A 19,896-nucleotide genomic window follows, 5' to 3' on the forward strand; every position below is an offset into this window, starting at 1 on the left:
GGGGATCAGAGGACGATGGACGCGAGAGCGGAGGCGGACAGGCCGCGCAGCGGGGTGCTGTCGGTGGACTCCACCGTCCCGGGCGGCGTACCGCGCGGATTCGACGGCTTCCGGCGCGGCTGGGAGAGACGCTTCGGCGACGGCTTCCGGCTGCCGGTGCTCAGCCCCGGCACGATCGGTGACTGGCGGGTCAGGGGACGCTTCACCCGCGTGCGCGACGTGGCCGTCACCGATGTCCACTGCGTGTCGGCCACCCACAGCGCGGACCGCCCCGGCGGCGACGAGGACCAGGTGCGGATGTACGTGGTGCGCAACGGCGCGTGGCGGCTGGGAGGCCCGCGCGGCCGAGGCGAACGCACCGTACCGGCAGGGCAGTTCCTGCTGCGCCACGTCGGGCGCCAGTACGCCTTCGAGGCCGCGCCGCACACCTCCGCGCAGTTCCTCGTCCTGCCCTCCGCCGGGCTCCTCCCCGTGCTGGGGAACCGCAGTGTCGCCGGGCCGGCGGACTCGGCCGAGATGCGGCTGCTGACGGCCCACGCGAACATGGTCCACGCGACCGTCGCCGACCTCGGCCCGGCCGGGCTGCACGCCGCCCACAGCACGCTGATCGAGCTGGCCAAGGCGGTGGCGTTACGTCAGTTCGACGACGTGGAGCCCCAGTTGGCCCCCGCCCTCACCCGGGCCGCGAAAGACCTCGCGGACAGCCACCTCGCCGACCCCGCACTCTCCCCGGCGATGCTGGCACGCCAACTCAACGTCTCGATACGCACGTTGCAGCGCGCGTTCGCGACGACGGGAGAGTCGGTCACCGCCCACATCCGTCACCGGCGCCTGGAAGAGGCCCGCCTCGCGCTCACCGCACCGCGCGGCCGGCTGAGCATCTCCGAACTCGCCGCCCACTGGCAGTTCGCCGACAGCAGCCACTTCATCCGCGCCTTCAAGAAGCGCTACGGCCTGACACCCGCCGCCTACGCCCGCTCAACTCCCCTGTGACGGCTCCTGTTCGGCCCTGATCCGGCCGTGCACCTCCCAGTCCCACACCGTCTCCCGCACCTCGTCCAGGGCCCGGGCCAGATGCCTGCGGTAGGTGCTGAACGCCAGGTTCAGCCTCCGTGCCACGGCGTCCTGGGTGGACGTCGAGTGGTACGTCAGCGTCAGCACCTCGTGCAGATGCCGGGTCCGGGGATGCGCGTTCAGCCGCTGTACGGCCTTGCCGACCAGCTCGCGCAGCGCGGTCACCGGGTCGCCCTCGCTGAGTTCCTCCACCAGCCGGCTGCGCAGCAGCGGGTTGTCGGCGAGCCCGCCGGGGTCCAGCCAGCCGCGCAGCGCCTCCCGGACCGCCGCGTCCGACTCCTCCCGACTCAGCGACGTGAGCCGGGACTTGGGCTTCCCGGCCGCCGCGGTCGGTGCCCCGCTGAGGAGGCGCGCGTCGATCCCCTCGGCCCACTCGTCCACCCGCGCCGCCCGCCAGTCGTGGCAGAACAGGCCGTATCCGTGATCGGCGTGGACGGCCTGGCGGGGCGGCTGGAACATGCCCATGTACGTCATCAGCGGCGCCCAGAACTTCGGTTCGGCGCTGACGAAACAGGACCAGGCGCAGTGCTTGGCGCGCAGTAACTCGAAGACGATCCGCATACGCACCAGGTCCCACGACCGCGAGGGGCGGTGGTGGTTCTCCTCGTGCACCATGAACCGCGCCACACCGAGGTGTTCGCCCTGGCGCGGGGGTGTCATCGCGGAGACCAGCTCCCACGCCTCCGCCGTCACCGGGTCGGCCGCGCGGGTCTCGTCGTCGAGCCCGTCGATCCTCAACCAGGCCATGAATCCCAGTAGTCGGCCCGTGCCGCCGCGCCGGTGGACGTGGAACGCCTCGGGCTGACGCCTCAACCAGTAAGCGACGGCACGGGCGTTGTCCTCACCCTCGACCCTGCGGGTCAGTTCGATCAGCGCCGGGGCGTCCTCCGGCCGCATCGGTTCCTCGTGGACGGTGCCTTCCTCGCGCTCGCCCTGGAACTCCCGCAGCCACTGGGCCCTGGACACGATGTGGTTGAACTCGCGGGCGGCCCGCAGGGCTTCCTTCTCCGACGCGTCGCGGACCCGCTCCACCAGGTGACGGCGCACCGTGCGGTGCATGGCCTTGTACCGCTCAGGATCCCGCCAGCGGAAGTCGCTGTCGAGGGCGTCCCGGACCACGTCGTAGGGACACACCCCGAAAGGACCCGACTTCATGAACGACAACTGCCGTAGCCAGGCGAACAGTTCGCCGGCGTCCTCGTCCGGCAGCACCACCCGCAGCAGTTCCTCCGTGGTGTCCACGACATGGCCGCAGACCTCCAGCGCCCGACGGTGCGCGGACGACGGCGGTATGCCGACGACGTGCGTCAGCAGCCGGTCGACGGCCGTCCGCAGCGGCGCCCAGAACACCTCCTCCGTCAAGGAGTTGCCGTGTGTCGCCGTCTCGGCGGCCAGGCGCAGGGCCAGCGGATGGCCGGCGGCGAACCGGAGCAGAGCCGAGTGCAGTGAGGGGTCGACGCCCCGCGAGCGGAGCAGGGCCGCCGAGTCCGCCGGCCCCAACTCCCCGAGCGGCACGACCTGGAGGACCTCGCTCCACGCGAGGTCCGCCTTCCAGAGGGGGTCGGGCGCGAGCCGGCCGGCGACGACGACCAGGGCACCGGACGGCAGCCGGGGCAGGAAACGGTCGCGGACCCACTCCTCCATGTCCCGGTAGCGCTCGAAGTCGTCGACCAGCAGGACAGCGTTGTCCTGGGCGAAGACCTCGGCGGTCGCCTCCTCGAAGGCGGACGGGGAGAGACCGACCGTACGGGCGCTGACGCCGACGACCGGCCGACCCGCCTCGCGCGCCTCCGCGCCGAAGCGCTGCAACAGCGCGCTCTTGCCCATGCCTCCCGGGCCGTGCAGCACGATGACCGTCGGAGTACCGGGCTCTCCGGCCAACGCCCGCCGGAAGAGGGCGAGTTCCTCCTGCCGGCCGACGAAGTACTGCAACCGGGCGGAAGCCAGTCTGTCGGCCAGGACGGCGGAGCCTTCCTTCGCCATGCCGTTCCCCTCCCCGGAGTCGACCTCTCGGGCCGCTGCGAAACCTACCGGCTCGGGCCGGGCGATGCGGCCCTCGGTCGACTCAACCAGACCGCCGCGTCCCGGGAGTCGCTGGTGTACGCCCGCGTATGGATCCGGATCACCGGAGTATGTGCCCTCCTCCCGGCCGCTGGTTGAGTCGGTCGAGGGGAACGAAGAACGGGGGCACGGATGCGGGACATCACGATCACCGAGCTGTTCACCGACCAGGTGCGGCGCACACCCGGGGCGACGGCGCTGCGCTTCCGCGGCGAGGAGATGACCTACGAGGACCTGGACCGGCGGGCCGACCGTCTGGCACACCGGCTGCGGGAGGCCGGTGTCGGTCCGGAGGACGTCGTCGGCGTCTGCGCCGAGCGCTCCTTCGAGATGATCGTCGCCCTGCTCGGCGCACTGAAGGCAGGGGCGGCCTATCTCCCCCTGCACCCCGAAGAGCCCGCGCTGCGGCTCCGGTTCATGCTCGACCACGCCGACGCCCGCGTCCTGCTCACCCACCTGCCCGACCTCGGGCGGCTGCCCCAACTCGGCGTGACCGTACTGCGGTTGGACGACATCGAAGCAACGGCCGCTCCTGCGCCTTTGCCCACCGTGTCGCCCGACGGGCTCGCCTACGTCCGCTACACCTCGGGCTCGACCGGTCATCCCAAGGGCGTGGCCGTGCCGCACCGCGGTGTGGTCCGGCTCGTGCACGACACGGACTGGATCGAGTTCGGGCCCGGCGAGACCTTCCTCCAGCTGTGCCCGCTTACGTTCGACCCGTCCGAGTTCGAGATCTGGGGAGCGCTGCTGAACGGCGGCCGTCTCGTCGTCCACCCGCCCGGCCCGCTGTCGCTGCCCGAGTTGGCGGCCTCCCTCCGCCGGGAGGGGATCACGACACTGTGGCTGACCGCAGGCCTGTTCCACCGCATGGTCGACCGCCACCCGGACAGCCTCGGCGGGCTGCGCCAACTCGTCGCCGGCGGCGATGTGTTGTCCCCGGCCCACGTCAACCGGGTGCGGCGGGCCCACCCCGAGGTCCGGATGGTCAACGGCTACGGCCCCACCGAGAACACCTGCTTCACCACCTCCCACACGGTCACCCGGCAGGTCAGGGGAACGGTCCCGATCGGGAAGCCGATCCCCGGGACGCGCGTGTACGTCCTGGACGAGGACCTGCGGCCGGTCCCCGACGGGGAGTGGGGCGAGCTGTACACGGCCGGTGCCGGGCTCGCGCGCGGCTATCGCAACCGCCTGGAACTGACCCGACAGCGGTTCCCGCCCGACCCGTTCGTGCCGGGCGAGCGGATGTACCGGGTCGGTGACGTGGTCCGTCGCGGGGCGAACGGTGTGCTGGAGTTCCGGGGCCGCGTCGACGACCAGGTGAAGATCGCCGGGCACCGGATCGAGCCCGGCGAGATCGTCGCCGTACTCACCGACCAACCCGGTGTGACGGAGGCCGTCGTGATCGCCCGGGAAGACGTCACGCCGGGCGAGAAGGTGCTCGTCGCCTATGTCGTCGCGACCCTCCCGGCCGCGCACCCGGTCGACCTGTCCGCGGAACTGCGCCGGGCACTCCGCCACCGGCTGCCGTGGCACATGGTCCCCGCCGTGATCATGAAGGTCCCCGAGTTCCCGCTGACCCGGGCGGGCAAGATCGACCGAACGGCGCTGCCGGTGCCGAAGCACGCGCCGCGCGCCATCGACACGGCGTACGACACCCCGAGGACACCCGTCGAGGCCAAGGTGGCCGACGTCATCGCCGACGCCCTCGCGGTCGAACAGGTCGGTATCCACGACGACTTCTTCGCCATCGGCGGCAACTCGCTCATCGCCGCCGACGTACTCGCCCGGCTGCGCGGGGAGTTGGCCCTCGACCTGCCGGCAACCCGCCTGTTCTTCGAGAACCCCACGGTGGCGGGCCTGGCGGAAGTGGTCGCCACGCGCACCGAACCGTCCACCGAACCACTCACCGAACCGTCCGACGAAGTCCAACAGATCCAACAGATCCAACAGATCCAACAGATCCGCCAGATCCACGAGGGAGACAGGCCATGCGACTGACCCACCCGACCGGAGACGAAGCGATCGACCTGGACGGGATCGACCTGGTCGATCCCGTCCTGCACGCGGAGGGCGACCCGCATGCCGTCTGGCACACCCTGCGCGCCCAAGACCCCGTGCACTGGCAGCAGTTGCGGCCGGATCTGGGGTTCTGGTCGGCGACGGCCTACGACGACGTGGCGCGGGTGCTGCGGGACCACACGGCGTTCACCTCCGAACACGGCACGCTGCTCAACCTGTTGGGGAGGAAGGACCCGGCGGGAGGGAGGCAGCTGCCCGCGACCGACCCGCCGCGCCACACACGGATGCGCTCGCCGATCCAGCGCGTCCTCAACGGCCGTGCGGTGGAGGGGCATCGACGGGTGATCCGGGACGAGGTCCGGCGCCTGTTCGCCACGGTCGTCGACGGCGAGCCCTTCGACTTCGCCGAGCTGACCGGCCAGTTGCCGATGGCGGTGATCGGCACGCTCATGGGCCTCGACCGCGACGACTGGGCCCACCTGACGTTCGTCACCACCCAGGCCGTCGCCCCGGACGACCCCGAGTTCGTACGGCCCGAGGGCGCGCGGGCCACCCTGCACGGGGCACACCGGGAACTGTTCGCCTGCCTCCAGGACGCCATCGCGCGGCGCCCGGGCGGCACCGGCGACCTGATCGACGTACTCTCCACGATGGACATGGAAGGCGAGGAACCGCTCAGCGCCGGGGAGATCGTCTCGAACTGCTACAGCCTGCTGCTCGGCGCGAACGTCACGACACCGCACGTACCGAACGCGGCGCTGGTCGAGCTGACCGCGACCGGCACGTACGCCGACTGGGCCGGCCGTCCCGAACTCCTGAGCGGCGGAATCGAGGAGGCGCTGCGCTGGTCCTCGCCGACCAGCCACTTCATCCGGTACGCGACGCACGACGTGCGGCTCGGCAAGGTCACGGTCCGCGCCGGTGAGGCGGTCGCCGCGTGGATCGGCTCCGCGAACCGGGACGCGAGCGTGTTCCCGGACCCGTACACCTTCGACGTACGGCGTGACGCCAAGCGGCACCTGGCCTTCGGGGTCGGCCCGCACTTCTGCCTCGGCCACGCCCTCGTCACCGTCACACTGGAGGAGTTCTTCCAGGAGCTCTTCGCCCAGTTCGAGGACTTCGCGCCGGCGGGTGAACCGGCGCATCTGCACTCGAACTTCATCGCCGGGATCAAGTACCTGCCGTTGGTGGCACGACGTAGGCCGTAAACCTCTGACGGGTCCGTCCGTGCAAACACGGTCGGACCCGCTTCTTTGTCCTATTCGTGCTCGTTGAGGAACGCAGAAGGGTCCGTAGCCCTCCTTCTGTGTGAAGGATCGAGCACAGGCAAGGAACCGGGGACTGAGTGGCATGGGTTTGACCAGCGAGACAACCGTTGATGTGGTGGCGGCCGTGGCTGTCGTCTGCGTGGCGCTGCTGGTCTGGGTGTGGCCGCGGCTCGCCAAGCGAGGGGTGCGGCACGTACTCGGGCGGCTGGCGGCCATCGGGGTGACGCAGATCACGATTATCGCGGCCTTCGCCTGCTGGCTGAACTCGTCGTACCAGTTCTTCGGATCGTGGGGGGAGCTGTTCGGCAACGTCGACACCGCGCCCGTGGGCGTGACCCAGGCGGCCGACCACAACGGCGACGGCCTGACGGGTGTCTCCGTGAAGGGGGCGCTGGTGCAGCCCGCCTCCGACGAGCAGCTGAACCGGGTCAGCGGCCTGCCCACCGGCGATCCCGCGGTGAACGGGAAGGTGGAGTCGGTGAAGGTCATCGGCCGCCGCACCGGCGTGGTCGACCCGGCGTTCGTCTACCTGCCGCCGCAGTACTTCCAGAAGGCGTATGCCAGGCAGCGCTTCCCCGTGGTCGTCGCGCTCAGCGGCTACCCGGGCAGCATCTTCAACCTCGCGCAGTACCTGCGGGTGTCGCAGACCGCCGGGCAGCTGCAGAAGAGCGGGCAGATGCAGCCGACCATCATGGTGATGATCCGGCCGACGATCGCCCCGCCGCGCGACACCGAGTGCGTGAACGTCCCCGGCGGACCGCAGACCGAGACCTTCCTCGCCAAGGACCTCCCGCAGGCCCTCAAGTCCGCCTACCGGGTCGGGCACGACGCCAGCGCGTGGGGGGTCATGGGCTACTCCTCCGGCGGCACCTGCGCCCTGCAGCTGACGATGCGCAACCCGCACGTGTACACGACGGCCGCCGCGCTCTCGCCCGACTACCGGATCAAGGACGATCCCACCACCGGCAATCTCTTCGGCAGCGGCCTCGACCGGGTCAACCGGGTCAACGGACACGACCTGATGTGGCGGCTGAAGCACCTGCCCGTACCCCAGGTCTCCGTCCTGGTCGCCGAGAGCAAGCACGGCGAGCGGGGCTACCCGCAGACCCTCGCCTTCATCAGGGCCGTCAAGGCACCCATGCGCGTCGTGTCGATCCTGCCCGAGTCCGGCAGCCACAACTTCCCCACCTGGGTACGGGAGATGCCCGCCGCCCTGAAGTGGATGAACCAGCAACTCACCTTCCCCCAGGACGTCGTGCCCCGGCACCTCCACCCGAAGAAGGGCCACAGCACCGTGCGCGCCGAGGGCACCGGGCCCAAGCCCACCACCAGCACGCGCAAGTGACGTCCCGTCAGGGACGGGCGTAGTCGGTCGAGGGGACGGTGGCGTAGCGGCTCATCACCTTGATCGTCGACTCGGCGTCGAGTTCCTGACCGCCGGCGATCATCTCCCGCAGGTCGCGGAAGTACTGCACGTACAGGTCGGGCGTGAAGGTGTTGACCATCACCGCGGGCTCGTCGCCGGGGTTGGCGAAGGTGTGCGGGGCGCCGGGCGGGATCATCGCGAGGGTGCCCGCCGGGGCGATGTGCGTGGTCTCGCCGATGGTGAAGCGCACGATGCCGGAGACGACGTAGAAACCCTCGTCGTGCTGCGCGTGCCGGTGCTGCGGCGGGCCCTGGGTGTGCGGGGCGAGGGTGATCTCGCCGATGCCCAGGCGGTGGCCGGTGGTGCTGCCGTCCTCCAGGATGCGCATGGTGGCCGGGCCGAGGTGGATCGTCTCGCCGTCGTCCGGGCCGACCACGGAAACCTCGTTCATCGCTGACTCCCTCATGTGTGTCGCCGTCTGCTGTGCGCCCTCCGGACAGTAGGCGGGAGGCTCTCGTTATGCAAGTGAACTCTCACGACGAGAGCTTGTCGTGATAAAGTAAGGGGACGGACGGCAACGACGAGCAGATACGGGGATGTGACGCACCGATGGCGACAGCACAGACGGATACGGGCCGCAGCAATCAGAAGAAGCGCACCCGTACGGCGATCGTCGACGCGGCCCGTGGACTGATCGGCGCGGGCAGTGAGGTGACCATGCCCGCGATCGCCCGTGCCGCCCTGGTCTCGGAGGCCACCGCCTACCGCTACTTCCCGGACCTGCCGTCACTGATCGGCGAGGCGCTGGCCGGTGTCTGGCCCGACCCCGTCGACGCGCTCGGTCCGGTCGCCGACTCCCGCGATCCCGTCGAACGGGTCGCCTTCGCCAGTGAGTTCCTGCTCCGCGGCATACTCGCTCGCCAGGGCGGGGTGCGCGCGATGATGGCCGCGACCATCGTCCGTCCCGAGGCCGAGAGCATGAGACCCGGGATCCGTTTCGGTCTGATCGACCACGCCCTCGCACCCTTGGACGACACCCTCGGGGTGTCGGACCCGGACGCGTTCACCCAGCTCAAGCGGAGTCTCGCGGTCGTCGTCGGCGCGGACGCCCTGTTCACGCTCACCGACCAGGTGGGGCTCACCCCCGACGAGGCAATCGCCAGCGCCGTACGCACCGCGACGACACTGACGGAGGCGGCGGTGCGGGAGGCCTCCCAACTGCCCGGCGGATTGGGCTCATAGCACCTTCCGGTGGACCAGCGCCGACAGCAGCAACGCCCCCGGCAGCAATGGCAGCCACACCGTCAGGACGCGGTAGCCGATGACACTCGCCGTGGCCAGGTCCATGGGAGCACCGAACGCGACCATCGTGAACACCGTCGCCGCGTCCACGGGACCGATCCCGCCGGGTGCCGGGACGGCGCCGACGGCGGTGCTGGCGGCGAGGAACGCGAGGACCACCTGCGCCCAGGACAGCGGCAGGCCGAGCGAGGCGCCGACCGAGAAGATCACGGTCGCCTGGAGCACCGGGGCGGCGGCGGCCCCGCCCCACAGGGCGAGGATCCGGCTGGGCATGGTGTGCAGCTGCCGTACGTCGGTCAGGGCGGTGCGGACGCATCGGAGGGCCGGGCGGCGCAGGGGAGGCACCAGCGTCAGGAGTACGGCGGCCGTGCCGAGCGCGAGGCCCAGGCCCCCGAACGCGAGGACCAACGACCAGCCCCGCGGGGCGAGTTGGCCGGAGCGCAGGATCTCGGGGAAGGAGATCAGGAAGACGAGGAGCACGCACGTCTTCGCGATCGGCCTGACCAGGGAGTACAGGGCGAGCGAGGCGGTGGCGCGGGCGAGGGGTATGCCGCGGCCCTGGAGGAAGCGCAGCGTCACGGCGTGGGCGCCGATGCTGGCAGGCAGGGCGTGGTTGGCCGCGCCGGCCGCGAACTGCGAGGCGATCAGCAGGCCGGTCGGCAGCCGGTCCGGCACCGCGCCCTGGCGGACGAGGGCGGCGGTGCCCCAGCCGAGGCAGGTGAAGAAGAACGCGGCGAGCAGCCACCAGGGGTCGGCGGAGGCGAGCCGGGTCGTGCCGTCGTACATGGCACGCCAGTCGACCGCCGCCCACACCGCGATCAGCAGCAGGGGCAGCAGGGTCAGCACCTTGGTGACGAGGCGCGCCGCCGAGGGGAGGCGGAAGGGCGCGGGGGCCGGGGTGGGTACGGGGGCGGGAGGAGTGGGATCGGGGCCGGCGGTGGAGGCGGGGAGCGGCCCGGGGATGTCTTCGAGCGGAAGCAGGGACACGAGGCGAAACGTTCCCATCCGGTATGACGTCGTGGTGTCCGGAAGCGGAAGGCGCGCGGGCGGGTGGGCGACGCGGACGGAGTGAACGACGTGAATGGCGTGAATCGCGCGGGTGGGTGTGCCATCCGCTCCTCCGTGGCATACCCGGGGCCACCCGAGATCATTGCCTGAATCAACAATCCATCGGTTTGTTGACTTCCGGCTGATCGAGCCATTTGAATTCCATTATGACCCACGCCGAGCGATCGTCCGCCGCCACCGCCCTTCCCCCCGACCTCGACGAGGCGGCCCACCGCTGTCTGGTCGCCGGGTTCGACGGCGCGACGACCGTGCCGCACACGCTCAAGCGGCTCATCGACCGCGGCCTCGGCGGGGTCATCCTGTTCACCCGCAACATCCGGGACGCCGAGCAGGTACGCCGGCTCACCGACGAACTCCGCGCGCTGCGCCCGGACTTGCTCGTGGCGATCGACAACGAGGGCGGCGGCATCGGGCACTTGGTGAGCGCGGGCGCCCCGGACGTGCCCGGCTCCTACGCCCTCGGCGTCGTCGACGACCCCGCGCTGACCGCCCGTTGCGCCGACGCGCTCGCCGGCCACCTCGCCACGCTGGGCATCACCGCCTCCTACGCCCCCGTCGCCGACCTCCAGCACCAGCCGCGCAACCCGATCGTGCGCACCCGCTCCTTCGGCGCCGACCCCGCCCTGGCCGGCCGCCATCTGCACGCCTGGATCACCGCCACCGAGGCGCGCGGCGTCGCCTCCTGCGCCAAGCACTTCCCGGGCCACGGCGGCACGATCACCGACAGCCACCACGGCATCGCCGTCGACCCGCGGCCGTACGACGAACTCCTCGTCGACCTCGAACCGTTCCGCGCGTCCATCGCCGCGGGCGTGCCGATGCTGATGAGCGCCCATGTCGTCTTCCCGGCCCTGGACGCCAACCGCCCCGCCACCCTGAGCCGCCGCATCCTCGGCGACCTGCTCCGCCTCGAACTCGGCTTCGACGGCGTCCTCGTGAGCGACGCGCTGGAGATGAAGGCGATCGCCGACGCGTACGGCGAAGCGGCCGGGGCGCGTATCGCGCTCGCCGCCGGAGCTGACCAAGTCATCGTCGCCGTACCGGACTTGGAGGTCACGCTGGCCTGCCGGGACGCCGTGCTGGACGCGCTGCACTCGCAGGTGCTGCCGGAGGAGCGGGTGCGGGAGGCGGCCGGACGGGTACGCCGGCTCGCCGAGCGGTACGCGATCCCGCGCCGGACGGTGGCCGCTTGGGACGCCGACGCCGGACCGGAGGCCGCCCGCCGCGCCGTACGCACCCGGCCCCTGCCGCCGCCGGTGCGCGGCGCCCATGTCGTCGACCTGTTCCCGGCCCCGCACCCCGCGCTCAACTGGGGCGGCGAGGACCTCCTCACCGCACTCCGCGCCCTCGACCCCACGGCCACCGGCACCGCCCTCACCGAGGAGCCGACCGACCCCGCCGCCCTCGTCGACGCCCTCCTGAGCGAGGGCGCCCCACTGGTCGTCGCCACCTCCGACGCCGGCCTGCACCCCTGGCAGGCCCGGCTGCGCGACACGCTGGCGGCCCGGCGCCCGGATGCCGTACTGGTCGACACCGGGCTGCCGGAGAGCGGCGCCCTCTGCTCCTACGGGCGGGGCCGGGTCAACCTGCGGGCGGTCGCCGAGGTGCTGGCGGGCGCGTGACCGTCATGGCAGCTGTACGACTTCCTTGATGCCCCGCGCCGCCAAGTACGCCTGGTCCTCGGCCCGTTCGGCGAGGACCACCGCCGGGCGGACGCCCGTCGAGCGCAGCCGCATCCACTCCTCGAAGTACGCGCCGCCCGGCCCGGACACCGACCGGGTGGCCGGTGTGCAGTCCAACACCAGGGCCGTGTCGCGGAGTTGGACGGTGTGCGGTTCCGCGATCGCCTCGGCGAAGGCCTCGGCGATCGGCTTGGGGCGGCCCGCCGAGTCGAACAGGCCCAGCGTGTACTCGAGTTCCGGGTAGTCGGCGAGCGAGCGGTCCACGTCGTGCGAGCACCACCAGGTCACGCCCCACAGGCCCGCGCACTCCGCCGCGTTCCGCACGGTCGCGCGCGCGAACTCCGGGGCGTCGGCCGCCGGGATGTGCGGCTCGGGCGCACCGGTCTCCTGGACCCAGACGGGACGGGCCGGGTCGGTGGCGTACGCCTTGGCCAACTCCGTTCCGTACTCGGCGAGATGCAGCACCTGAGGGGAGCGCGGGCCGTAACGTCGGGCGCAGTCGCCCGAGAACACCCACGGGTGCACGGTGGTCAGATCGCCCTTGCGGGCCGAGGCCTCCGGGGTGAACGGGTGGTCGTCGCCGTACCAGGCGGCGTCGTACGCGGAGTGCGTGACCAGGCGGTCCGGCGGAAGATGCTCGCGGGCGGCGGCCAGCAGGGTGTCGAGATAGTGGTCGACCTCGCCCGCCGTCACCGGGTTGTGCTCCACCAAGTTGTTGAGCTCGTTGCCGAGTTGGAGGCCGATCAGGTTCGGGCGGTCGGCGAGGGCGCGGCCCAGCGTGCGCATCAGCTCTGCCTGCGCCGCGATCGCCTCCGGGTCGGTGAACACGTTGCGGTGGTGCCAGCTGCGGGTCCACTCCGGGTAGAAGTCGAAGCTCGACAGATGGCCCTGGACGCCGTCCACGAGGACGTCGAGGCCCGCCTCGCCCGCCAGGTCGACCAGGTGCACCAGCTGGTCCACGGCGGTCCTGCGGATGAAGGTGCGGTTGGGCTGGAGCAGCGGCCAGAGAGGGAAGATCCGGACGTGGTCCAGGCCGAGCCCGGCTATCTGGGCCAGATCCTCGCGGGCGTGCGCCGGGTCGAAGTCGTGCCAGGAGTGGAACCAGCCGCGGCGCGGCGTGTAGTTGACGCCGAAGCGGAGCGTAGGAATGGGATCCTCCCCAGGTTCGGTCTTGTCTCTTGCCCTGCTCGCTCTTGTTCTGGGCGAATGTATCAACCACCATAGTCAGTGATGAGCAATGATTTGAACCAGGAATTCGTGGTGGGCCTCGACGCCGGAGGCACCCGTACCCGTGCCGTCCTCGCCGCGGCCGAGGACGGGCGTTCCCTCGGCGAGGGCGCCGCCGGGCCCGGCAACGCCCTGACCGTCCCGGTGCCGCGCCTCACCGACCACCTGGCGGAGGCGCTCGCGCTGACGGTGCCCGAGTGGGCGCGCGCCCGTGTGGTCGCCGTGGCCGGCGGCTTCGCGGGCGCCACGGCGGCCTCCAGCGAGGAGCCGGGACACGTCAACGCCCGCACCGCCCTCACGGCGGCGCTGGAACGCCTCGGAATCCCGGTTCACCGGGTCCGTATCTGCAGCGACATCGAAGCGGCCTTCGCCTCCGCCCCCGGCACCCCCGCCGACGGCCTCGCCCTGGTCGCCGGCACCGGCGCGGTCGCCCTGCGCATCACCGACCGCCGCTCCACGGCCACCGTGGACGGCGACGGCTGGCTCCTCGGCGACGACGGCAGCGGCTTCTGGATCGGCCGGAGCGCGGTACGGGCGGCGCTGCGCATGGCGGACGGCAGGGGACAGGGGACGGCACTGGCCGTCTCGGTCGGGCGGGCGCTGGGGGTGCCGGACGAGGTGCTGCCGGGGGGCGGCTCGGGTGATCGGCGCGAGGGATTGTCGACCGGCGGTTCCCGCGACCGGCGCGAGGAACCGCTGGCCGGCGGGTCCCACGATCCCCGCGAGGTACGGCTGGGCGGCGGTTCCCTGGATCGCCGCGAGCCGCTCCCGGGGGGTGGTTCGCACGACCGGCGCGAGCCACTGCCGGCCGGCGGGTCCAACGATCCCCGCGAGCCGCTGCCGGGCGGCGGTTCCCACGATCGGCGTGAGCCACCGCCCGCCGACGCCGACTGGTCCCGCGCCCGCCGCGAGGCCTACCGCATGCACGTGCTCCCCGCCGTGATGGCCGAACTTCCCATCCGCCTCGCCCGCTTCGCCCCGCTGGTGGTGGAGGCCGCCCGGGAGAAGGACGCCGTGGCGGAACGGATCCTCGACGAGGCGGCAGATCAACTGACCGACACCGTAAGGGCGTTGGAACCGGTCCCCGGCGAGCGGATCGTCGCCACCGGCGGACTGCTCGGCCCCGAGGGCCCGCTGACGGCCCCCCTCACCGCCCGCCTCCACACCCTCGGCCTGACCCTCGACTGGGTACCGGACGGCTGCCGCGGTGCGGTCGCCCTCGCCCGGCTCGCCCACGGCGGTGACCCCCGATGACCGACACCACCACCCCCCTCTACCGCGACCCCAACGCCCCTGTGGACCAACGGGTTTCGGATCTTCTCGCCCGTATGACCCCGCGCGAGAAGGTCGGCCAGCTCAACCAGCGGATGTACGGCTGGGACGCCTACCGTCGCACTCCCCAGGGCTACGAACTCACCGACGCCCTCCGCGCCGAGACCGCCCGCTTCGCCGGACTCGGCGCGCTCTACGGCCTGTTCCGCGCCGACGCCTGGTCCGGCGTCGACCACACCAACGGACCCGGCGCCCAAGACAGCGCCGCCCTCGCCGAGTTGGTGCAACGCCATGTGATCGGGAGCAGCCGGCTCGGCATCCCGGCGCTGTTCGTCGAGGAGGTGCCGCACGGCCACATGGCGCTGGACGGCACGGTCCTCCCGGTCAACCTGGCCGTCGGGGCGACTTGGGACCCCGGCCTGTACGAGCGGGCCGCCGCCCACGCCGCCGCCGAACTCCGTTCCCGTGGCGGCCATGTGGCCCTCGTCTCCGCCCTGGACATCGCCCGCGACCCGCGCTGGGGCCGCACGGAGGAGTGCTTCGGCGAGGACCCGCACCTTGCCGCCCGCCTCACCGAGGCGCTGGTCAGAGGTATGCAGGGCGACACGGCAGCCGGGTTCGCTCCGGACAGGGCCCCCGTCGTCCTCAAGCACTTCGCCGGACAGGGCGCCACGGTCGGCGGACGCAACTCCGCCGAGTCCGAACTCGGCCTCCGTGAACTCCACGAGATCCACCTCCCCGCCGCCCGCGCCGGAGTCCGCGCCGGGGCCGCCGCCCTCATGTCCGCGTACAACGAGGTCGACGGCCTGCCCTGCTCCGGCAACCGCGCCCTGCTCACCCAACTCCTGCGCGACGACTGGGGTTTCGAGGGCCTGGTCATGGCCGACGGCCTCGCCGTGGACCGGCTGGCCCGCATCACCGGCGACAAGGTCTCGGCGGGCGCCCTCGCCCTCAACGCCGGTGTCGACCTCAGCCTCTGGGACGAGGGCTTCACCCACCTGGAGGAGGCGGTCGAACGGGGACTGGTGACCGAGGAGACCCTCGACACCGCCGTGGCCCGCGTGCTCCGCCTGAAGTTCCGCCTCGGTCTCTTCGAACGGCCCTACAGCACAGGCGAGTTCCCGTCCCCGCAGCAGGGCAGAGAGCTGAGCACGGCCCTCGCCCGAGCCGCGGTCACCCTGCTCCACAACGACGGCGGTGTCCTGCCCGTCCCGCCGACCGCCTCCCGTATCGCGGTCATAGGGCCCCAATCCGCCACCACCGCCCACCAGTTGGGCGACTACACGGCACCTCGGCTCTCCGGTGTCAGCGTCCTCGACGGCCTACGGCGGCTCGCCCCGCCCGGCACCGACATCCGCCACGCCCACGGCTGCGCCCTCACCGGCGACGACCTCTCCGGCATCCCCGAGGCGGTCGCCGCAGCCGCCGCCTCCGACCTGGCCGTCCTGGTGCTGGGCGGCAGCAGCGCCCGTACCCCCGACACGGACTTCGACGCCAACGGGGCCGCGCGGAAGGCCGTTTCGGAGATGACCTGCGGCGAGGGCGTCGACCTCGCGGGCCTGGGCCTCGGCCGTGCCCAGCACGCCCTTCTCGACGCGGTCACCGCGACCGGCACCCCCACGGCGGTCGTCCTGATCCAGGGCCGCCCGCATGTCGTCCCCGAGCGGGCGGGCGCCCTGCTCACCGCCTGGTACCCCGGCCCGTGGGGCGGCGAGGCCATCGCCGAGGTACTGCTCGGCCTGGCCGAACCGATCGGCCGCCTGCCCGTCTCCGTGCCCCGTTCGGTCGCCCAACTCCCCGTCCACTACAACCACAAGGACATCGAGTACGGCGGCTACGTGGACGCCGACGCCGAGCCGCTCCACTCCTTCGGGCACGGACTGTCGTACACGAGCTTCGCGTACGGCACGCCTTGCCTGTCGGGGGACACCGTCGAGGTCGAGGTCACCAACACCGGGAAGCGGCACGGGCGTTCGGTCGTCCAGCTGTACGTCCGCCGACAGCTCACCCCGGTCTGGCCGCGCACGCTCGAACTGCACGCGTTCCAGGGCGTCGAGTTGGCGCCGGGGGAGTGCCGCAGGGTCGAAATCACCCTCGGCACCGACCAGTTCGTCGAGGACCAGGTCGGTGCCGTGGAGGTTCGTGTCGCTCAGTCCGCGCGGGCCGCGCTCGCCGTCGAACCCGTCGTCGTACGGCTCAGAGCTTGACGGCTCCCGCCGAGACGCCCTTGTAGAACCAGCGTTGGGTGATGACGAACAGCACAAGGACCGGGATCACGGAGATCACCGAACCGGCCATCACCACGCGCTGGTCGTAGCCGAACGACGAACTCTGCAACCGCGACAGGCCCAGCGTCAGCGTCATGTGGTCCTCGGAGCGCAGCACGATCAGCGGCCACAGGAAGTCGTCCCAGGCGCTGATGAAGGTGTTGATGGTGACCACGAGGATCGCGCCCCACGCGGACGGGAGATAGAGGTAGCGGAAGCGCTGCCACTCGCTCGCGCCGTCCAGCATCCCCGAGTCCTCGATCTCGCGCGGTACGGCCAGGAACGCGCCGCGCATCAAGAGGACGTTGATCGCGCCGACGAAACCGGGCAGCCACACGCCCACCACGTTGTCGACCAGGCCGAGGTCGCGGATGCTCAGGAACAGCGACACCATGATCGACTCGAAGGGGAACATCATCGAGGCGACGAGGAGGATCCACACCGCTCTGCGGCCCTTCCAGGCGGGCTTGGAGAGCATGTAGCCGGCGGTGGTGGAGAACAGCAACTGGCTGCCGACCGACAGGAGTACGACGATCAGGCTGTTCTTGATGTACGTCGCCACCGGTACCTGGCTGAAGACCTCGCGGTACGCGTGCAGGGTCGGGTGGTGGGGCAGCAGGGAGGCGTTCGCGCCGAAGACGTCCTCGCCGGTGCCCTTCAGGGAGGCCAGGAACTGCCAGATCAGTGGGCCGACGGTGAGGCCCAGGACGAGGAGCAACAGCAGGTAGCGGACGAGGAGTTCGCGAGGGCGGCCGTAGTCCCGCCAACGGGGTGTCAGACGACGGGACTTGGGGGCTACTGCGGTCGTCATGACTCGTCCTCCTTCGTCAGGCGCTGCGCCAGCAGGGTCAGGCCCAGCGTCAGGACGAACAGCGCCACACTCACCGCCGAGCCGTAACCGGCGTTTCCGGTGATGGGGTCCAGGCCGACGTCCCGGATGTAGAAGGGCAGGGTGCGGTCGGCGCCGCCGGGGCCGCCGGTGGAGCTGCCGAGCATGTAGATCTCGGTGAACACGCGCAGCGAACCGATGCCGGTGAGGGTGCCGACCAGCATCATCGCCTGCCGTACGCCGGGCACGGTGATGTGCCAGAAGCGGCGGGCGGCACCGGCGCCGTCCATGGAGGCGGCCTCGTGCAGTTCCTTGGGCACGTTCCCGAGGGCGGCGAGGTAGAAGACCATGTACCAGCCGAGGCCCTTCCACAGGGTCAGGCCCATCGCGGAGAGCAGGATCAGCCACGAGTCGGAGAGGAAGGGGATGGCCGACCGGATCAAGTGGGCCTTCTCCAGCCAGGTGTTGACCAGACCGTCGTCCGCGAGCAGCCACTGCCAGCTCAGGCCGACGACCACGCTGGAGGCGAGTACCGGTGTGTAGAAGGCCGAGCGGAAGAAGCCGATGCCGGGCAGGTTCTTCTCCACCAGGACGGCGAGCAGCAGCGGCAGCAGCACCATCAGCGGGACGACGATGATCGCGTACAGGACGCTGTTGCGGGTCGCCAGCCAGAAGTCCGCATCGTCCAGCATCCGGGTGTAGTTGGAGAGCCCGACGAAACTCGCGGCGCCGCCGAGCGGCTTGGCGTCCGTGAACGACAGCAGCAGCGTGTTGAGGAACGGGAACACCCCGAACACCGCCGCGCAGACGATCGCGGGTGCGGTCCACAGCCAGGGCAGCCACCAACGGCGGTACAGCGCGGCCCCGTTGGCGCCGGGGGCGGGACCGGGGAGGACGGCCCGGGCGAACTTGCGTATGCGGGACGTGCCCGGTGCGGAGACGACGGCCTCCGCACCGGGCACGGTCACCGGCTTCGCGGTCTGCGTCGCCACCGTCAACCAGCCTGCTTCAGCAGCTCGTTGGCCTTCGCCTGGGCGTCCTTGACGGCCTGCGCCGCGCTCTTCTTGCCCTGCATCGCCAACTGCACCTGGGACACGATCGCGTTCTGCACGGCCGGCGAGAGGTTGGTCTGGTACGCCGTGGTCGTCTTGAGCTGGTCGGCGACCAGCTTGCGGGCCTGCGCGAACTGGTCGGTGCCGCTCACCTGTTGGAAGAACGGGTCGTTGAGCGAGGTGGTGGTCGTCGGGAAGATCACCACGTCCGGGTCCTTGCACCAGGCCGTCTGGTTCTCGGCGTTGGTGAGGTACTCCGCGAACGCCAGTGCCACGGGGGCGTGTTTGCTGGTCGCGGCGACCGAGATGTACTGCGGGGCGCCCGTGGTGTGGCCGAGCGCGTCGAACGGCTGCTGCCCGACCGCCGTCTTGGCGTAGATCGAGGGGCTGTTCTGCTTCACGAACCGCACATAGCTCGGGTTCGTCGAACCGTAGGCGACCTTGCCCTGCGTGTACGGCGTGGACGGGTCGTTGCTGGAGGACAGCGAGTCCTTCGGCATCGCGCCCTCCTTGTACAGCTTCGCCATCCACGCGACCCACTGCGTGGTGCGCGGATCGTCCGCGAACACGGCCGACTTGCCGTCGCTGGAGAGGGTCTTGATGTTCATCTGGTCGAAGTCCGCCGGGATGCGCCAGATGGGGTTGGCCATCGTCGCGAAGTACTTGCCCTTGGCCGACTTGGCGATCTTCTCGTAGTCGGCGAACAGCCCGAAGATCGTCGTCGGCGGCTTCGCCGGGTCGATGCCGGCCTTCTTCAACAGGTCGGTGTTGTACGTCAGGACGATGCCGCCGGTGTACCAGGGAAGCACGGTGTGCAGCGCGGAGCCCGAACTGTCCTTGAAGGTGCTGGACTTCCAGAAGGCGGGGACGAACGGCTTGCTGGCCGAGGGGTCCTTGACGCCGAGGTTGAGCAGATATCCCGCCTTCGTGAGGGCCGTCGCCGTCTCCGCGTTGAGGTTGATGACGTCCGGCAGCGTGCACGCCTGGGCGTCGGCGACATTGCGCTGGGTGAACGTGTTGTCGCCCGGATCGTCGATCCACTTCACCGACGTACCGGGATAGGCCTTCTCGAAGGACTTGATGACCCCGTTGAAGAAACTCCCGAAGTCCTTCTTCAAGTTGGTGGTCTGGAAGGTGATGTTGCCCTTCACCTCGCCGGAGAGCTTCCCGGACCCCACGTTGCCCTTGTCGACCTTGCAGCCGCCCGCCGTGGAGTCGCTGTCGCCCGAACCGCCGGACAGCCCGCAGCCGGCGGCCGTCAGGGTCAGGACGATGATCCCCACCATCGATCCGGTCAGTCTTCCTCTGCGCATCGCTGCCCTCCTGAGCACCAGCCAACAGCTGGTTCAATTAACCAACTTCGACTCCGATTGATGAAAAGGTGGACCAGAATTCATCGGAGGTCA

15 protein-coding genes are annotated in these 19,896 nt (G+C 71.0%); 8 read left to right on the plus strand and 7 right to left on the minus strand.

Annotated features, from left to right (window positions below):
• Positions 1-15 precede the first annotated feature (15 nt).
• Positions 16-993 carry a helix-turn-helix domain-containing protein gene (locus ACIQBL_RS06960; protein WP_401937711.1) on the plus strand — a complete coding sequence of 326 codons (978 nt, stop codon included), beginning with the start codon at positions 16-18 and terminating at the stop codon, positions 991-993.
• On the opposite strand, the gene ACIQBL_RS06965 is transcribed toward ACIQBL_RS06960, so the two are convergent.
• Complete coding sequence (locus tag ACIQBL_RS06965) at positions 979-3,057, minus strand: AAA family ATPase (protein ID WP_401937713.1); 2,079 nt, start codon at positions 3,055-3,057, stop codon at positions 979-981. The genes ACIQBL_RS06960 and ACIQBL_RS06965 overlap by 15 nt on opposite strands.
• Before the next feature lie 210 nt (positions 3,058-3,267).
• On the opposite strand from ACIQBL_RS06965, the gene ACIQBL_RS06970 reads away from it, so the two are divergent.
• The 3 genes from ACIQBL_RS06970 to ACIQBL_RS06980 all read left to right on the plus strand — a co-directional run bounded on the left by ACIQBL_RS06970 (position 3,268) and on the right by ACIQBL_RS06980 (position 7,770).
• Positions 3,268-5,136, plus strand: a complete 1,869-nt coding sequence (locus tag ACIQBL_RS06970; RefSeq protein WP_401937716.1) for an amino acid adenylation domain-containing protein — start codon at positions 3,268-3,270, stop codon at positions 5,134-5,136.
• On the plus strand, positions 5,127-6,365 hold the full coding sequence (locus ACIQBL_RS06975; protein WP_401937718.1) for a cytochrome P450: 1,239 nt from the start codon (positions 5,127-5,129) through the stop codon (positions 6,363-6,365). Before ACIQBL_RS06970 ends, ACIQBL_RS06975 begins: the two co-directional genes overlap by 10 nt.
• 142 nt (positions 6,366-6,507) lie before the next feature.
• On the plus strand, positions 6,508-7,770 hold the full coding sequence (locus ACIQBL_RS06980) for an alpha/beta hydrolase (RefSeq protein ID WP_401937720.1): 1,263 nt from the start codon (positions 6,508-6,510) through the stop codon (positions 7,768-7,770).
• Positions 7,771-7,777: 7 nt separating this feature from the next.
• Here ACIQBL_RS06980 and ACIQBL_RS06985 read toward each other — a convergent pair whose 3' ends face one another.
• Positions 7,778-8,242, minus strand: coding sequence for a cupin domain-containing protein (locus ACIQBL_RS06985; protein ID WP_401937723.1), 465 nt, complete (start codon positions 8,240-8,242; stop codon positions 7,778-7,780).
• 158 nt (positions 8,243-8,400) lie between these two features.
• Here ACIQBL_RS06985 and ACIQBL_RS06990 point away from each other — a divergent pair, with 158 nt between their 5' ends.
• Entirely contained in the window at positions 8,401-9,033 is a 633-nt protein-coding gene (locus ACIQBL_RS06990; protein WP_401937725.1) for a TetR/AcrR family transcriptional regulator, read from the plus strand.
• On the opposite strand, the gene ACIQBL_RS06995 is transcribed toward ACIQBL_RS06990, so the two are convergent.
• Positions 9,028-10,080 (minus strand): YbhN family protein, encoded by a 1,053-nt coding sequence (locus tag ACIQBL_RS06995; RefSeq protein ID WP_401937728.1) that lies wholly within the window; start codon positions 10,078-10,080, stop codon positions 9,028-9,030. The two genes, ACIQBL_RS06990 and ACIQBL_RS06995, sit on opposite strands and share 6 nt — an antisense overlap.
• Before the next feature lie 227 nt (positions 10,081-10,307).
• Here ACIQBL_RS06995 and ACIQBL_RS07000 point away from each other — a divergent pair, with 227 nt between their 5' ends.
• Positions 10,308-11,783, plus strand: a complete 1,476-nt coding sequence (locus tag ACIQBL_RS07000; protein ID WP_401937730.1) for a glycoside hydrolase family 3 N-terminal domain-containing protein — start codon at positions 10,308-10,310, stop codon at positions 11,781-11,783.
• 3 nt (positions 11,784-11,786) lie between these two features.
• Here ACIQBL_RS07000 and ACIQBL_RS07005 read toward each other — a convergent pair whose 3' ends face one another.
• Positions 11,787-13,055, minus strand: coding sequence for a glycosyl hydrolase (locus tag ACIQBL_RS07005; RefSeq protein WP_401938904.1), 1,269 nt, complete (start codon positions 13,053-13,055; stop codon positions 11,787-11,789).
• An 18-nt stretch (positions 13,056-13,073) separates the two neighbouring features.
• Here ACIQBL_RS07005 and ACIQBL_RS07010 point away from each other — a divergent pair, with 18 nt between their 5' ends.
• The gene (locus ACIQBL_RS07010; protein WP_401937732.1) at positions 13,074-14,324 is read left to right on the plus strand and encodes an N-acetylglucosamine kinase; all 1,251 of its coding nucleotides are present in this window, start codon (positions 13,074-13,076) and stop codon (positions 14,322-14,324) included.
• On the plus strand, positions 14,321-16,549 hold the full coding sequence (locus ACIQBL_RS07015; RefSeq protein WP_401937735.1) for a glycoside hydrolase family 3 N-terminal domain-containing protein: 2,229 nt from the start codon (positions 14,321-14,323) through the stop codon (positions 16,547-16,549). Before ACIQBL_RS07010 ends, ACIQBL_RS07015 begins: the two co-directional genes overlap by 4 nt.
• Here ACIQBL_RS07015 and ACIQBL_RS07020 read toward each other — a convergent pair.
• From ACIQBL_RS07020 to ACIQBL_RS07030, 3 genes are read right to left on the minus strand one after another with little or no spacing between them, the layout of a single operon-like run.
• A complete protein-coding gene (locus ACIQBL_RS07020; protein WP_401937737.1) occupies positions 16,539-17,420 on the minus strand; it encodes a carbohydrate ABC transporter permease in 882 nt (293 codons plus the stop codon). The two genes, ACIQBL_RS07015 and ACIQBL_RS07020, sit on opposite strands and share 11 nt — an antisense overlap.
• Complete coding sequence (locus ACIQBL_RS07025) at positions 17,417-18,430, minus strand: carbohydrate ABC transporter permease (RefSeq protein WP_401937739.1); 1,014 nt, start codon at positions 18,428-18,430, stop codon at positions 17,417-17,419. Before ACIQBL_RS07025 ends, ACIQBL_RS07020 begins: the two co-directional genes overlap by 4 nt.
• A 2-nt stretch (positions 18,431-18,432) precedes the next feature.
• Positions 18,433-19,803, minus strand: a complete 1,371-nt coding sequence (locus ACIQBL_RS07030; protein WP_401937742.1) for an extracellular solute-binding protein — start codon at positions 19,801-19,803, stop codon at positions 18,433-18,435.
• Between the last annotated feature and the right edge of the window lie 93 nt (positions 19,804-19,896).

The sequence above is a fragment of the Streptomyces sp. NPDC088350 genome, from assembly GCF_044753545.1.
Taxonomy (GTDB): domain Bacteria; phylum Actinomycetota; class Actinomycetes; order Streptomycetales; family Streptomycetaceae; genus Streptomyces.